Source organism: Actinophytocola sp. (genome assembly GCF_009379765.1).
Lineage (GTDB): Bacteria > Actinomycetota > Actinomycetes > Mycobacteriales > Pseudonocardiaceae > Actinophytocola.
Window position 1 is genome coordinate 1 of the sequence record NZ_WHTD01000195.1, and the last position, 14,790, is coordinate 14,790.

Annotated in this window: 15 protein-coding genes, 1 other RNA gene and 1 pseudogene; 4 read left to right on the forward strand and 13 right to left on the reverse strand. The window is 73.9% G+C overall.

Annotation, left to right across the window (positions count from 1 at the left end; genetic code table 11):
• From GEV28_RS37435 to GEV28_RS37475, 9 genes and pseudogenes are all read right to left on the reverse strand, one after another.
• Positions 1 to 532: pseudogene (locus GEV28_RS37435) on the reverse strand (hypothetical protein); the annotation flags it as partial.
• A complete protein-coding gene (locus tag GEV28_RS37440; protein WP_291418290.1) occupies positions 501 to 1,034 on the reverse strand; it encodes a hypothetical protein in 534 nt (177 codons plus the stop codon). The gene GEV28_RS37440 and the pseudogene GEV28_RS37435, both read right to left, overlap by 32 nt.
• A 19-nt stretch (positions 1,035 to 1,053) precedes the next feature.
• The gene (locus GEV28_RS37445) at positions 1,054 to 1,323 is read right to left on the reverse strand and encodes a hypothetical protein (protein ID WP_291418292.1); all 270 of its coding nucleotides are present in this window, start codon (positions 1,321 to 1,323) and stop codon (positions 1,054 to 1,056) included.
• A gap of 707 nt (positions 1,324 to 2,030) precedes the next feature.
• Positions 2,031 to 2,454: RNase P RNA component class A (gene rnpB / locus GEV28_RS37450), an RNA gene on the reverse strand.
• A gap of 17 nt (positions 2,455 to 2,471) precedes the next feature.
• The gene (locus tag GEV28_RS37455; protein WP_291418313.1) at positions 2,472 to 3,554 is read right to left on the reverse strand and encodes a bifunctional RNase H/acid phosphatase; all 1,083 of its coding nucleotides are present in this window, start codon (positions 3,552 to 3,554) and stop codon (positions 2,472 to 2,474) included.
• 2 nt (positions 3,555 to 3,556) lie between these two features.
• A complete protein-coding gene (locus GEV28_RS37460; RefSeq protein WP_291418294.1) occupies positions 3,557 to 4,294 on the reverse strand; it encodes a C4-type zinc ribbon domain-containing protein in 738 nt (245 codons plus the stop codon).
• Between the two features lie 17 nt (positions 4,295 to 4,311).
• A complete protein-coding gene (locus GEV28_RS37465; RefSeq protein ID WP_291418296.1) occupies positions 4,312 to 5,124 on the reverse strand; it encodes a Nif3-like dinuclear metal center hexameric protein in 813 nt (270 codons plus the stop codon).
• Positions 5,121 to 6,161: an Rv2231c family pyridoxal phosphate-dependent protein CobC gene (gene cobC / locus GEV28_RS37470; protein ID WP_291418298.1), complete on the reverse strand. Its 1,041-nt coding sequence runs from the start codon at positions 6,159 to 6,161 to the stop codon at positions 5,121 to 5,123. The genes GEV28_RS37465 and cobC overlap by 4 nt, the downstream gene beginning before the upstream one ends.
• Positions 6,158 to 6,955, reverse strand: a complete 798-nt coding sequence (locus GEV28_RS37475) for an AraC family transcriptional regulator (RefSeq protein WP_291418299.1) — start codon at positions 6,953 to 6,955, stop codon at positions 6,158 to 6,160. The genes cobC and GEV28_RS37475 overlap by 4 nt, the downstream gene beginning before the upstream one ends.
• 49 nt (positions 6,956 to 7,004) lie before the next feature.
• Here GEV28_RS37475 and GEV28_RS37480 point away from each other — a divergent pair, with 49 nt between their 5' ends.
• The 4 genes from GEV28_RS37480 to GEV28_RS37495 all read left to right on the forward strand — a co-directional run bounded on the left by GEV28_RS37480 (position 7,005) and on the right by GEV28_RS37495 (position 9,693).
• Positions 7,005 to 7,415: a DUF2000 domain-containing protein gene (locus GEV28_RS37480; protein WP_291418301.1), complete on the forward strand. Its 411-nt coding sequence runs from the start codon at positions 7,005 to 7,007 to the stop codon at positions 7,413 to 7,415.
• Positions 7,416 to 7,514: 99 nt separating this feature from the next.
• The gene (locus GEV28_RS37485; RefSeq protein ID WP_291418303.1) at positions 7,515 to 7,994 is read left to right on the forward strand and encodes a low molecular weight protein-tyrosine-phosphatase; all 480 of its coding nucleotides are present in this window, start codon (positions 7,515 to 7,517) and stop codon (positions 7,992 to 7,994) included.
• A complete protein-coding gene (locus GEV28_RS37490; protein WP_291418305.1) occupies positions 7,991 to 8,830 on the forward strand; it encodes a fructosamine kinase family protein in 840 nt (279 codons plus the stop codon). The genes GEV28_RS37485 and GEV28_RS37490 overlap by 4 nt, the downstream gene beginning before the upstream one ends.
• Before the next feature lie 20 nt (positions 8,831 to 8,850).
• Positions 8,851 to 9,693: an SURF1 family protein gene (locus GEV28_RS37495; protein ID WP_291418306.1), complete on the forward strand. Its 843-nt coding sequence runs from the start codon at positions 8,851 to 8,853 to the stop codon at positions 9,691 to 9,693.
• Between the two features lie 115 nt (positions 9,694 to 9,808).
• On the opposite strand, the gene GEV28_RS37500 is transcribed toward GEV28_RS37495, so the two are convergent.
• The 4 genes from GEV28_RS37500 to GEV28_RS37515 form a co-directional block, all read right to left on the reverse strand.
• Entirely contained in the window at positions 9,809 to 10,780 is a 972-nt protein-coding gene (locus GEV28_RS37500; protein ID WP_291418315.1) for a cobalamin biosynthesis protein, read from the reverse strand.
• A 473-nt stretch (positions 10,781 to 11,253) separates the two neighbouring features.
• Positions 11,254 to 12,261, reverse strand: coding sequence for an NAD(+) diphosphatase (gene nudC / locus GEV28_RS37505; protein ID WP_291418307.1), 1,008 nt, complete (start codon positions 12,259 to 12,261; stop codon positions 11,254 to 11,256).
• Between the two features lie 143 nt (positions 12,262 to 12,404).
• Positions 12,405 to 13,799 carry a pitrilysin family protein gene (locus GEV28_RS37510; RefSeq protein ID WP_291418309.1) on the reverse strand — a complete coding sequence of 465 codons (1,395 nt, stop codon included), beginning with the start codon at positions 13,797 to 13,799 and terminating at the stop codon, positions 12,405 to 12,407.
• On the reverse strand, positions 13,796 to 14,790 hold a 995-nt coding region (locus tag GEV28_RS37515), incomplete at its 5' end, for an insulinase family protein (protein ID WP_291418311.1). The genes GEV28_RS37510 and GEV28_RS37515, both read right to left, overlap by 4 nt.

The window sequence follows — 14,790 nt, forward strand, 5'->3', positions numbered from 1 at the left end:
CGGCCCACATGCGGATCGGGTACGGCCGGGTGGTGACCCGCAGGTGCAGCCAGCGGCCGGCGAGCTCGGCGTACTGGCCGGCGATCGCGGCGATCAGGTCCTGGCGTTGCGAGTCGGAACGGAACGACCAGCGCTGAGGGGCGAGCCGGTACCACGCGAACACGTCGTGTCCGTTGCGCAGCAGGTGACCGTCGATGCTCCGAGCGGCGATGGTCGGGGTGTACGTGGGAATGGACTGCTCCCCTGGCAGACGTCGGTTGCGCTTTCCAGCTGGCATGAGACCGCGGCCGGGTGCGACCGCCGGACGGTACTGAGCCGGGTAGGCCGGGTCCCGCTTGATGATCTTGGCCGGTTGCGGCTGGGGCGGCACGCCGGGGTCGGCGTCCTGGTCCCGGTCCGGGGCCGCGTGCCGGCCACGACGCGGCTGGCCCTGGCGCGGCTGCTGGCCGTACGCCAGGGCGCCGGGGTGCGGCTGACCCTGGGGGAACTGCGCGGCGCGCTCAGGCGCGTGCTTGCTTCTGCGTCCGAACACCGCGGCCTCCCTTCCGGGCCTTGCGCGGCCGGGGACCGCGCCTATTGGTCTGCCTGCTGGTCTGCCTGCTGGTCTGCTTGCCGGCCTGTTTGCTGCCGTGCTTGACGTCGTAGTGCGGGGTGCGTCGCTTGCGTGGCTGCGGTCGGGGGCGGTCGGAGCGCACCCGCACCCGGGTGGCGCTGACCGCGCCGCCGGCGCCGGCGGTCTCCTCGCGGGGAGCGGTCAGCTCGCGGACCCACATCGTGGTGACCGAGCCGAGTGGTCGCTCGTGGCTGATCCGGGAGCAGATGAGCCGGGTGAGCACGATCGTCATGACCAGGCCCCACGCGATGGACCAGAACAGCGAGATCCCCATCCGCCGCTCGACGGTGAGCACGAGCAGAAAGACGACGAGGCCGACGCCCCATGCCACGTAGCGGGCGCGCCAGGGCATGGTGGCCTTGGGTGGCCCGAGCCAGACCGCATCGACGCGGTACACCTCGTCGTCAGTACGAATGCGCACGCGATGTCCCTTTTGACGCTCAGCCGCTGGTGAACAGACTCGCGATCCAAGTGCCGATGTTCTGCCCGGCGTTGGTCGTCACAGCCAGCCCGATGATCGCGAGCGCCACGATGACGCCGCCCAGACGCCGCATCACTCCGGCGTTGTCACCCTTGCCGCCGCCGAGCCACAGCAGCAGGAGAGCGACCACGAGCAGCAGCAGCGGGATGATGTTGTCGAGGATCCAGTCACGGACCCCTCCGGTGTCCAGGCTGTCCTGGGCAAGCTGGAGCGTGGTCATGGCCGTCATGTCTTACTCCCAAGTGCGCGGAGCGGTCTTCGTGGGGAAGCTCCGCGCGGCCGATCCTGCTGTCCGTCTGTCCTGTATTTGGCCCGTTGTGGTTCGCCCGCGGGCTGTCGCCCACGGGCTTACGCACACGAGTAGAGCACGATTGCTATCACGATGTGTAGTGGGTGAGCACCTCTCCGTAGATCGACATCAGTTCACGTGCCTCTCCTCGGGACCGACCGGATGTCATCTGACCACAACCATCATGGGGCGAGAAGAGCCGGCCATGGGGGATGACCAGCCTTTTGGACGAATGGCCTGGCAGTTTCACTCGGATGCGGAACCGTCCTTCACGGTAGGTGCGGCACGGCACATGTCAACACGTACGCGATGCCGCCGCGAGCCACCCGATCGGTCGATCGACATGCACCGTCTCTTGACCGTGACCACCTCGTGAAACGGGCTCCGCCGACCGCGCGAGCCCCGTGCTCCGGACGGCCCGGCTCCTGCTCCGAACGGCGCACGCCGGGCGCCCGCGGCGTCTGCACGGTCGTCACGTCTCCACGAGTCGGGTGACCAGTTCGAGACGATCCACCGGGTGAGATCGGTGACCGGTTTCACCGGTTTGCGAATCATGCGCGAGGGACCATGAATTCGCCCGCCGGGCTCGGTGCGTGTTGTGTGTCGCGCATCCACCTGTTCCGAATTTCGCAATTACCTCTTTGGGGCGGACGAGTCGACATGTAAGCCGGATCCTGTCCCCGGCCACGAGGGCCGGTGAGCGGTCATCCATCTGGGCCTGCCGTCGCCGGCAGGCTCTAGCGGCCTACCCGCAGGCTCGGGCGGGCCGCCCTCGAACGCCTGCGCAGGAACCCTGGCCCGTGGACCGGGGTTCCCTCTTGGCCTTGCTCCGGGTGGGGTTTACCGAGCCACCCCGGTCACCCGGGGTGCTGGTGGTCTCTTACACCACCGTTTCACCCTTACCTGGCGTGGCCCGCCGGCACCAGAGGCACCGGCAGATCGCACCAGGCGGTCTGTTCTCTGTGGCACTGTCCCGCGGGTCGCCCCGGGTTGCCGTTAGCAACCACCCTGCCCTACGGAGTCCGGACTTTCCTCGACGGGTTACCCCGCCGCGACCGCCCTGCCGACTCGTCCGCCCGCACAGGATCTCACGCCAGGTGGGAGGTGTCATTCACCAGGCGGACCGACGCGTTGCCGTCGGCGTAGAACTCGACGACCGACAGCGACGCGAGGTCCAGGTGCAGGCGGTAGAGCAGCGACGGGCCGGCGTCCAGACCCATCCGCAGCAGCGACTTGATCGGGGTCACGTGGCTGACCACGATCACCGTCCGGTCGCCGAAGCGGGTGACGAGCTGGTCGCGCACCCGGCGGACCCGGTCGTGGACCTCGGCGAAGCTCTCGCCGTCGGGCGGGTACACCGTCGGGTCGGCGAGCCAGCGGGCATGCAGCTTCGGGTCGCGCTGAGCCGCTTCGGCGAAGCTGAGCCGCTCCCATGCGCCGAAGTCGGTCTCGACCAGGCCCTGGTGCACCTCGACGGAGCCGCCCGTCGCCTCGGCCACCGCCGCCGCGGTCTGCCGCGCGCGGCCCAGCGGGGAGGAGATCACCGGCGTGTCCGCGGCGACGCCGGTGAGCGCGGCGACCCGGGACGCCACGGCCTTCGCCTGGCGGGCGCCGAGCTCGGTCAGCGGGACCTCGCCGTGGCCGGAGTAGCGGCGCTCGACCGAGAGCTCGGTCTGCCCGTGGCGCACGAGCAGGAAGCGGGTCGGTGTCCCGGTCGCACCGGTCCACCCGGTCGCCGGTACCTCGGCGGGCCGTTCAGCCAGGGGCGCTTTTCCCGACTGGGCGTCCATCGCCTCGTTGGCCAGGCGGTCGGCATGGGAGTTGCGGGCCCGCGGGATCCACTCGTACCGCACCCGGGCGAAGCCCTCGGCGACCTCCTTGGCCTGTGCCGCGATCGGCTTGAGCGTGTCGTGCTTGATCTTCCAGCGGCCGGACATCTGCTCTACCACGAGCTTGGAGTCCATCCGCACGTCGACCTCGTCGGCACCAAGCTCGGCCGCGGCCCGCAGACCCGCGAGCAACCCCTGGTACTCGGCGACGTTGTTGGTGGCGACGCCGATGCCCTCGGCCCGCTCGACCAGCACCGCGCCGGTGGCCGCGTCCCGCACGACCGCGCCGTACCCGGCGGGCCCGGGGTTGCCGCGCGAGCCGCCGTCGGCCTCGACGACCACTTTCACAGCCCGGACTCCGGGGTCCGCACCATGATCGCGCCGCACTCCTCGCAGGTGACGACCTCGTCGGCGGCGGCGGAGGCGATGCGCGAGATGGCGCTGCGGTCCAGCTCGATCCGGCACGCGCCGCACCGCCGGGCACGCAGCAGCGCCGCGCCGATGCCCTTGTTCCTCCGCACCCGCTCGTAGAGCCCCAGCAGCGGCTCGGGAAACCCCGGCACCAGCCGCACGCGGTCGGCGTCGCGTCGGGCCTGGGTGGTGTCGAGGTCGGCGAGCACGTCGTCCCGCCGCCGGTTCGCGTCGGCCAGCGCCTCCTCGGCCTTGGCCAGCTCCACGCCCGCGTGCTGGCCGTCGAGCCCGACCGCCTCGCGCCGCTCCATCAGCTCCAGCAAGTCGTCCTCGAGCGAGCTCTGCCGGCGTTGCAACGTGGCGAGCTCGTGCTCGAGGTCGGTCATCTGCTTGGCCGACACCGTGCCGCCGGCGAGCAGCCCACGGTCGCGGTCCTCGCGGGCGCGCACCGCGTCGATCTCCTTCTCCTGCCGCTTCACCTCGCGGTCGAGGTCGGCGAGCGTGGTGTCGCTCGCGACCCGCGCGTCCCGCTTGGCCTGCACCGCCTTCTCCGCCTCGGCGACCTCCGCGAGCTCCGGCAGCGTGCGGCGCCGGTGCTCGACCCGGGCCAGCTCGGCGTCCACATCGGCCAGCTCGAGCAGCTTGCGCTGCACTGCGGGATCGACTTTCACCCTGGGAACCTCCCGGTTCAGCCTGGCACCGAGGACACGGTCCAGGGATCGGTACGACGGGTCGACACGGTCACGTTGACGGTACCGCCGAGCACGTCACGGAGGATCGCCGCCGCCTGCTCGCACCAGGGCCACTCGCTGGCCCAGTGCGCGACGTCGACGAGCGCGGGCCGGCCGGCGCCGGAGAGGTGCTCGCTCGCCGGGTGGTGGCGCAGGTCCGCGGTGACGTAGGCGTCCACGCCCGCGCGGGTGGCGGCGTCGAGGTAGCCGTCGCCCGCGCCGCCGGACACCGCGACGGTTCGGATCCGACGCCGCGGGTCACCGGCCGCGCGGACGCCGCCCGCGGTGGCGGGCAGCGCGGTGGCGACCCGCTCGACGAACTTCTCGAGCGGCTCCGCGGCGGGCAGCTCGGCGATCCGGCCGATGCCGGTGCGGCCGTCCGGGTTGGGCCGCAGCGGGCCGACGACGGTGAGCCCGAGGCTCTCGGCGAGCGCGTCGGACACGCCGGGGTCGGCGGCGTCGGCGTTGGTGTGCGCGCAGAACAGCGCCGCGCCCGCGCGGACGAGCCGGTGCACGAGGCCGCCCTTCGGGCTGCTCGCCGGGACGCCGTGCACGCCGCGCAGCAGCAGCGGGTGGTGCGCGACGATCATCTCCCCGTCCATCTCCAGCACCTCGTCCACAGTGGACTCGACAGGGTCGACGCAGACGAGGATCCTGCTGACCCGCTCGGCCGGGTCGCCGCACACGAGCCCGACCGCGTCCCACGACTCGGCGAGCTCGGGCGGGTACGCGGTCTCCAGCACCTCGACGACGTCGGCGACCGTGGTCACCCCAGCACCTCCGTGCTCAGCTCGGCGCGCAGCGCGCCGACGAGCGACGCGGTGCGCACGGGGTCGCGGACGGCCACCCGGATGTGGTCGGCGCTCAGCCCGGGGAAGGTGTCACCGCGGCGCACGGCGATCCCGCGGCGCCGCAGGCCCTGGCGGACCCGCTCGCCGTCGCGGACCCGCAACAGCAGGAACGGTCCGGCGGCCGGTAGCCGCACGCTCGTGCCGGGCAGCTCCGCCAACGCCGCGGCCAGGTGTGCCCGGTGCTCGGCGACCTCCCGGGCGGCCGCGGCCGCCTCGGCCACGGCGAGCGGCGACGCGCACGCCTCCACCGCGGCCAGCACCAGGGTGCCGACCGGCCAATGTGGACGGTGTGCGGCGAGCCGGTCGAGCAGGTCGGCGGCGCCGAGCGCGTAGCCGGCGCGCAGACCGGGCAGCGCCCAGGTCTTGGTGAGGCTGCGCAGCACCAGCACGCCGGGCAGCGGCTCGCCGGCCAGCGACTCGGGCTCGCCGGGGACGGCGTCCATGAAGGCCTCGTCGACCACCAGGACGCGGCCGGGCCGGGCCAGCGTCCTCAGCGCCTCGGCCGGGTGCAGCACCGAGGTCGGGTTGGTCGGGTTGCCGAGCACGACGAGGTCGGCGTCGTCCGGGACCAGCTCGGGGCGCAGCGCGTAGCCGTCCGCCTCGTCCAGCAGCACGTGGTGCACCGGCACGCCCGCCTGGCGCAGTGCCACCTCGGGCTCGGTGAACGACGGGTGCACCAGTGCGGCCTTCCTGGGCGCGAGCGCCGGCAGCAGCGCGAACCCCTCGGCGGCGCCGGCCAGCACGAGCACCTCGGCCGCGTCCCGCCCGTGCCGCGCGGCGACGGCCAGGCGGGCGGCTCGATCGTCCTCTGTGGACGGATAGCTGCCGATCCGGTCGAGCGCGCCGACGAGCCGTTCGCGCAGCCAGCCGGGGGGCGCGCTGCCGCGGACGTTCACCGCGAAGTCCTCGAGCCCCGGCCGGGCGTCGACGTCCCCGTGGTGGCGCAGATCGGTCATCCGCCGGATCTTAGGCCGTACCGCGCGGGCCCGATGCCGAGGTGACGGGTGAAGTGTCGGGTCAGGTGGGCCTGGTCGTAGAAGCCGGCGAGGGTCGCGGCCTCGGCGGCGGGGTGGCCGGCGAGCAGGTGGCGCCTGGCGAGCTCGAGCCGGCAGCCGGTCAGGTAGCGGTGCGGCGGGATGCCGAACTCCCTGCTGAACGCGCGCACCAGCGACGCCGGGTGCGCGCCGAGCGTCGCCGCGGCCTTGTCGAGCGGCACGCCGCCGGGCAGCCGGGCGTCGAGCAGCTCGCGGAGCCGGTGCGCGGTAGTCCGGCCGGTCGCCGGCACCGGTTCGGCGCGGGGCCTCAGGTGGCCGGCGAGCCGCTCGGCCACGAAGGCGAGCCGGCTCGCGGCCTCCAGGTCCTCGGTGCGCCGGGTCAGCACCTCGTGCAGCCGGTGGACGCGGGTGCGCAGCAGCGGGTCGGCGAGGCTCGGTTGGTCGACCGCCGCGCCGACCAGCCCGGCGTCGAGCACCGTGCGGTCCAGGTACAGCACCCGCTTGCGGAAACCCTCCGGCCGCACCGTCCGCCCGTCGTGCGGGACACCAGGCGGCAGCAGGGTCACCGCCTCGCGCAACGCGCCGTGCTCGTGCCGGTCGAGGTCGTAGCGGACCAGGCCGTCGTCGACGATCAGCAGCGTCCACGCGTCATGGGTGTGCGAGGGGTAGGCGTGGTCGGCGAAGTGGGCGTGGAAGACCTCCTCGATGCCCGCGACCGAGGGGTGCCACGCGGTGATGTCCAGGCGGGTGCCCATGCAAGGAACGTACAAGACCGCGCCGGTGCCGTGCGGCGATGCTGACCTGATGCGATTCGAGACGAAGATCGCCGTCGTGATCCGGGACGACCTGGCCACCTGGCAGCGCCTGAATGTGTGCGCGTTCCTGGTGAGCGGGATCGCGGCGGCCGTTCCCGAGCTGATCGGCGAGCCCTACGAGGACGCCGACGGCACCAAGTACCTGTCGATGTTCGGCCAGCCGGTGCTGGTCTTCGAGGCGTCCGCCGAGGTGCTGACCGCGGCCCACGCGCGGGCCGACGCCCGGGGCCTACCGATGTCGATCTTCACGGCGGAGCTGTTCGGCACCGGCAACGACGAGGACAACCGGGCGGCCGTGCGCGCGGTGCCACGCACGGAGCTGGACCTGGTCGGCCTCGCCGTGCACGGCCCGCGCAACGCCGTGGACAAGATCGCCACGGGCGCGCGGATGCACCCTTAGCGCGTGGCGCCCAAGCAGACGTCGCGAGTCCTGGGGGTTGGACTCGCGGGTTCTAGGCGGTGGGGGCGTGGCGGCGGCGGGTCGGGCAGACTCGGCCGCGTGCATGTGTGTTTCGTCTGCTCAGGGAACATCTGCCGCTCCCCCATGGCCGCCGTGGTCTTCGGTGAGCGGCTGCGGCGGGCCGGGCTCGCCGACCGGGTGCGGGTGACCAGTGCCGGCATCGGGCCGTGGCACGTCGGTGAGCCTGCCGACACGCGGGCCGCACGGACGCTCGCCGAAGCCGGCTACCCCACCACGCACGTCGCCGCGCAGGTCGGGGCCGAGCACCTCGACGCGGACCTGCTGCTCGCCATGGACTCCGGGCACGAGGCGGCCCTGCGCGACCTCCTCGAACACCATGGCGACGACCCCGACCGGGTGCGGATGCTCCGCTCGTTCGACCCCGCCGCGCACCGCCTGGGCGGCGACCTCGACGTCCCCGACCCGTACTACGGCAACCGGGACGGCTTCGGCGACGTGCTCGCCATGATCGAGGCCGCCACGCCGGGCCTGCTCGACTGGGTCCGCGAACGCCTGTGAGCCTCGAGGCGCTGACCGGCTCGCCCGCGCGGAGCACTACCTCGCTCGGCGGCACCGTTACCCGCGTCGAGCTGGCCGACGGCCGGACGGTCGTGGCGAAGCGGCACGCCCACGCGACCGCGGTGCGTGCCGAGGTCGCCGGGCTGCGCTGGCTCGCCGAGCCCGACGCGGTGCCGCTGCCCGAGGTCCTGGGGCACGACGACGAGTGGCTCGTGCTGGAGCTCGTGGAGGCCGGTGCGCCGTCCCCGGCGGCGGCCGAGGCGTTCGGGCGGGGGCTCGCCCGGCTGCACGCCGCGGGCGCCCCGGCGTTCGGGGCGCCGCCGCCGGGCGGTCCGGTCGACGCGTGGATCGGGCTCGCGCCGATGCGCGACGACACCGGTCCCGCGTGGCCGCGGTGGTACGCCGAGCACCGGGTGCGGCCGTACCTGCGCGACGCCGTCGACCAGGGCACGCTGACAGGCGGCGACGCGCGGGCGGTCGAGACGGTGTGCGAGCGGATCGAGTCGCTGGCCGGGCCTGCCGAGCCGCCCGCGCGGCTGCACGGCGACCTGTGGAGCGGCAACGTCCGGTGGGCCGCCGACGGCCGCGCCTGGCTGATCGACCCCGCCGCGCACGGCGGGCACCGGGAGACCGACCTCGCGATGCTGCACCTGTTCGGCTGCGCGGGGCTCGACCGGATCGTCGCCGCCTACGCCGAGGCCGCGCCGCCGGCCGACGGCTGGCGCGCGCGGGTCGGGCTGCACCAGCTGTTCCCGCTGCTGGTCCACACCGTCCTGTTCGGGGGCGGCTACGCGGGCCAGGCCGCGGCGGCCGCCCGGGCGGCACTGCGCGGATGAGGCTGGCCTACCGTTGTGGGGTGCGGTTGCGGTTCCTGCTCCGGCCCGGGTGGCTGGCGTTGACGTTGGCGGTGCTGGCCTTCGCCGTCGCGTGCTTCGCGGTGCTCGCACCGTGGCAGTTCGGCCGGCACGCGGAGCGCAAGGCCACCAACGACGCCATCAGCCGCTCGTTCTCGGCGGACCCGGTGCCCGTCGAGCGGGTGCTGCCGTCCGGCGCGCGGCCCACCGCGGACACCGAATGGCGGACCGTCACGCTCACCGGTGCCTACCTCGCCGACGACGAGGTCGTGGCGCGGCTGCGGACGGTGCAGGGGCAGCCGGCGTTCGAGGTGCTCACGCCGTTCCGGCTCGAGGACGGTGCGGTGGTGCTGGTCGACCGCGGCTACCTGCGCCCGGAGGAGAGCGCCGTCCCCGACTACCCGGCGCCGCCCTCCGGCAGGCACGAGCTGACCGCCCGGATCCGGGCCGACGAACGCGACCCGCGGGCGCGGGCGGCGCTGCCCGGCGAGGACGGGCACCAGCAGGTGTACGCCGTCGACTCACGGGCCGTCGCGAAGGTGACGGGCCTCGCGATCCGGCCGGGCTACGTGCAGCTCACCGACGGAAGTCCTGGCGTGCTCGCGCCGCTGCCGCTGCCCGAGCTCGACGCCGGGCCGTTCCTGTCCTACGCGCTGCAGTGGATCACCTTCGGCACGATGGCGTTGCTGGCGTGGCTGTACTTCTCCTGGCGGGAGATCCGGCCGGGCGGGGCGCTGACCACACCGCGCCCCGCGGCCGAGCGACCGCGGCGGGTGTCGGTGGCGCGGCAGATCGCCGAGGAGGAGGCGCGGGAGCGCGCCGCTAGTCCGCCTCCCCGGGTTTAAAAGTGTTGGTTGCGATCCGGCGGTTGGTGCGGACCTCTGGTGGTTGGTGGTTGGGTGGCGTCACGGTCCCCTGAGGTTACGTTTGGGCGGTGCGTGGCTTTTGTGCCAACCCATGTCAACCTGTACGCGATGATCTATAGGACATCCGCTGGTGGCGGGAGCGGGAGACCGCGATCAGGGCCGCCAGCACCGCGGTCAGGCCGCCCACCACCCTCGACAGCTCGACCGCCCTCGTGACGTGGCCGGAGTCGGGCATCCGCCCCTCCCCCATCACCGGGCGCTCCTCCACGCCGTGCGGGTAGACGGTCCGGCCGCCCAGCCGGACCTCCAGCGCGCCGGCGAACGCGGCCTCGACCCGGCCGGCGTTCGGGCTCGGGTGCGCCGCCGCGTCGCGGTGCCAGGTCTGCCAGGCGCCGCGCCAGGAGCCGCCGACCACCGGGGCACCCACCACGGTGAGCACCGCCGCGAGCCGGGCCGGCAGCAGGTTCACGACGTCGTCGAGGCGGGCCGATGCCCAACCGAAGCGGCGGTAGCGCGGCGAGCGGTAGCCGACCATCGCGTCGAGGGTGTTCACCGCCCGGTAGCCGAGCAGGCCAGGCACTCCCGCGACCGCACCCCACACCAACGGGGCGACGACCGCGTCGGAGGTGTTCTCCGCCACCGACTCGACGGCCGCTCGCGCGAGTCCGTCGGCGTCGAGCTCCGCCGGGTCGCGGCCGCACAGGTGCGGCAGGCGCTCGCGGGCCGCGGGCAGCTCGCCGGCGTCGAGCTCGCGGCCGATCGCGGCACCCTGCACGGCAAGCGACCGGCCACCGAGTACGAGCCAGGTCGCGGCCGCGGTCGTGACCGTCTGGACCACCGGCCGGCCGCGGCCGGCGCGCTCCGCGAGCACCCCGAGGGCCACGGCGCCGCCACCGAGCACCGCGACGTGCACGACGCCGGGCAGCTTGTGGTCGCGGTAGAGCACCCGCTCGACGCGCTCGGCGACCTTGCCGAAGCCCGCGACCGGATGGCCCCGCCGCGGATCGCCGAACGTCCCGTCCGCGGCGACCCCGAGCAGCAGCCCGACCGCGCGCGCCACGCTCACCACGTCGCTCACCCCCACCGCCCGACCGGTTGCCGGGCCACGCGATCGACACGGTAGCGCCACCGCCGACATGCCCCGCACACAGGCGCCGCTCCCCACTCCCCGGGAGCCGCCGACCTCCGCGCCGGCCGACGACGGTTCAGGGCAACCGGTTGCCTCCGGCCCCCCGGTTTCCAGTGTACGGATCGGCACCGACGGTTTCGGACGCGCCATCCACAGGGCCGGGGACGGATTTCGGCTCTGTGGATGGAGATCCGCGGACTGTCGGTGGTCGCCGGTAGCATGGATTCCGGGGCCGGAGGCCCCCTCCACTCGGACACGCACGGTTCGTCACCCACCGGAGAGGCCGCCGGGCGTCGCGGCGGGACTCTGCCGGGCAGCGGCGGGCGCCGTGCGGTCACACCGACGCCGGACGCGGTGGCCCGCAGCTCGAGTGGTCGATCGTGAGGCTCGGCCGAGTCGCGGCGAGCTCGTCAGTCCGCGGCGGCCCAGCCCGCCAGCATCAGGCGGGCGATCGACGTCGGGCCGGGGAGCTTGAGGCCCGGGATGTCGCCGCCGGCGTCCAACGCGCCGCGCAGGTCGGTCCTGGAGACCCAGCGGGCCTCCTCGATCTCGCCGTCGGCCGGGCGCAGTTCCGCGCCTGCCTCGGTGACCGCGGTGAAGCCGACCATGATCGACCTCGGGAAGGGCCACGGCTGGCTGCCCAGATACCGAACGCCCGTCACCGAGATGCCGACCTCCTCGGCGATCTCGCGCGCGACGCAGGCCTCCAAGGACTCGCCGGCCTCCACGAAGCCGGCGAGGACCGAGTAGCGCTCCTTCGGCCAGATCGGCTGGCGGGCCAACAGGACGTTCGCGCCGTTGACGCCGGTGTCGTCGTGCACCAGGCAGATCACCGCGGGGTCGGTGCGCGGGTACTCCTCGCGCCCGCACCCGGTGCAGTGCGTGGCCCAACCCGCGTTGGTCCGCTCCGTGGGCGAGCCGCAGTTGGCGCAGAAGCCTGCCCGGAAGTGCCAGCTCGTGAGGCCGACCGCGGTCGTGTAGAGCCCCGCCGACGTGTCGTCGAGCAGCGCGCCCACCGTGCGCAGGTCGTGCCACTCCTCGCCGTCCTCGGACGCCGCGCCGGTCCACAGGCCCCACGCGCTGTCCGGGGACACCACGCCTTCACGCAACCGCGCGGCACGCCGCACCGCCCAGTAGCCGACCCCGTCGTGCTCGCCGAGCAGCAGCGCGTCCGGCGGCGCCTCGTCGGCGATCCGCACCGCCGGCCGGGTCGCGAGCGTGGTCGCGCCGGCGCCGACCGGCGTGCGGCCCTTCTCGTCCAGGAGGATGACCCGGCCGGTGGCCCACAGCTTGGCCAGCCTGGCCGGGTCGGTGCGCACCTGCTCGTAACGGTCCACTGTGGACCGCGAGAGCGTTGGTGGCCCGGCCAGCCGGAAGGGCGTGCCCTGCGACCCCGACCCGCTCGCGACCTCGCTCAAGACTCCCCCTCGCAGGCTCGGTCGAGCCGCTCGCGGTCGCCCTGTGACACTGACTCGCTCGCAAGCTCGCTCAAGACTCCCCTCACAGGCTCGGTCGAGCCGCTCGCGGTCACCCTGTGACATTGACTCGCTCGCAAGCTCGGTCATGCGGAGACGACGCCACCCAGCGACCGCAGCAGGCGCAGCTGCGCGGCGTCCCCGACGACCACGCCGGTGTACCGGGTCGGCGCGAAGAACTCCAGTGCCGCCTCGGCGATCTCGTCCGCGGTGACCGCGGCGAGCCGGCCTGGGTGCTCGACCAGCCACTCGACACCCAGCCCCATCGAGACCAGCGCGGCGAGCTGCGAGGCGAGCCCGGTCTGCGACGCGGTGGAGATGAGCAGCGACCCGATCGCGTACTGCCGCACGGTGTCCACCTCGGACTCCGTGGGTGGCACGACGCCGAGCCTGGCGAGCTCGTAACGCATCTCGAGCAGCGCGGGCGCGGTGACCTCGCTCGCGGTGTCGCTCTCGACGAGCAGCGTGGCGCCGCTCGGCGTGAACTCCACGGAGGACCGCGCGTGGTAGGTGTAGCCCTTGTCCTCGCGGATGTTCTCCACCAGGCGCGAGGAGAAGAAGCCGCCGAACGCCAGGTTGGCCAGCTGCAGCGCCGGGTACTTCGGGTCGGTGCGGGTGATCGCCTGGCCGGTGAGCCGCAGCTGCGACTGCACTGCCCCTGGCCGCGGCACGAACAGCAGGTCGCCGCCGGTGATCTCGGGCAGGTCGGGCAGCCGCACGGCCTCCCGGTCGTCGGTCCACGCCGAGAGCGCCCGGCCGATCCGGGTGACCGCGTCGTCCGGCGCGATGTCGCCGACCAGCACCAGCACCGAGCCGCGGGGCAGCACCCCGGCGGCGTGCAGCGCGCGCACCTCCTCGGCGGTGACCGTGGCGACGTCGGACGCCTCGGGCATCTCGCGGGTGTAGGGGTGGTCGCCGTAGCGGTGCCGCTGCAACGCCTCGCGGGCGATGACGCTGGGCTGCGACCGGGCCACGGCGATCCGCTCGACGAGCCGGGCGCGCTCGCGGCCCACCTCGTCGTCGCGGTGGACCGCGCCGGTGAGCGCGTCGGCCAGCACGTCGAGCAGGGTGTCGAAGCCGCTGGCCAGCGCGTTGCCGCTGATGCCGAGCCGCTCGGGGTCGACGCCGGCGTCGAGCTCGCCGCCGACGAGCGCGAGGTCGGTGTCGACGGCCACCCGGTCCCGCCGGTCGGTGCCGGTGAGGAGGGTGGCGGCGAGCACCTCGGCCCGGGCGGCGTGCAGAGGGTCGGTGCCGGCGAACGGGATCCGCAGCCGCAGCTCCACCATCGGCACGGTGGGCGCGTGCACCGCGACGACCCGCAACCCGTTGTCCAGCACGGTGTCCACCGAGGACAGACCGGTGGCCGCGCGCTGCTCGGCGAGGGGAGGCAGCGGCCGCGGGCCGAGCTCGGTGTGGCCGATCTCGGCGGCGGTGCGGTACCCCGCCCGCGAGGTCTCCGCGGCGGCGTCGATATCGGTCACTGGTCTCCTCCTGCGGGCGTCACGGTGAGGACCGCGCGCGAGTCGGGGCGCAACGCCTTGGCCGCGGCGGCGACGGCGTCGGGGGTGACCGCGGAGATGCGGTCGGGCAGCGAGTGGGCGAGGCCCGGGTCGCCGTAGAGCAGCTCGAGCGAGCCGAACGCGAGGGTGCGCGCGATGAGCCGGTCGTGCTCGCGGTGCAGGCCGGCCACCCAGCGCGCGGTGACCTTGGCGAGCTCCTGGTCACTCGGCGGCGCGCCGGCGAGCTTGTCGAGCTCCTCGTCGACCGCGGCGAGCACCCGGTCCTGGCCGACCTCGGGCGAGTGCATGGCGGTGACGATGAACGTGTCCGGGTCGCGCGCCTCGAACGGGCCGAAGAGCCCGCAGGCCGCGTCGATGTCGGTGACCAGCGGCTCGCGGTGGACCAGGCGCTGCTGGAGCCGGGACCCGTCGCCCTCGGCGAGTACCGCGGCGAGGACGAGGTTGGCGAGGTAGCCGTCGAGCTCGTTGACCGGGTCGGGCATCCGGTAGCCGACGGCGAGCGCGGGCAGCGGGGCGTGCGGGTCGGCGTGCTCGCCGCGCAGCTCCCCGGAGGGCGGCGGCTCGGCGAACGACGGCCGCTGCGGCGCGGGGCGGGCCGGGACGTCGCCGAAGTGCCTCTCGACGAGCTCCTCGGCGTCGTCGATGCTGATGTCACCCGCGACCGTGAGCACGGCGTTGGCCGGCGCGTAGTAGGTGTCGAAGAACTGCGCGCAGTCGTCCATGTCGGCCTGCTCGAGCTCGGTGAAGTCACCGTAGCCGTTGTGCGCGTTGGGGAAGGTCCGGTAGAGCACCGGCGGCAGCAGGATCCAGGGGAAGCCGCCGTAGGGCCGGTTCAGGACGTTGAGCCGGATCTCCTCCTTGACGACGTCGACCTGGTTGCGCAGGTTCTCGTCGGTGATCCTGGGCGCCCGCATCCGGTCGGCCTCGAGGAACAGCGCGCGCTCGAGGCCCG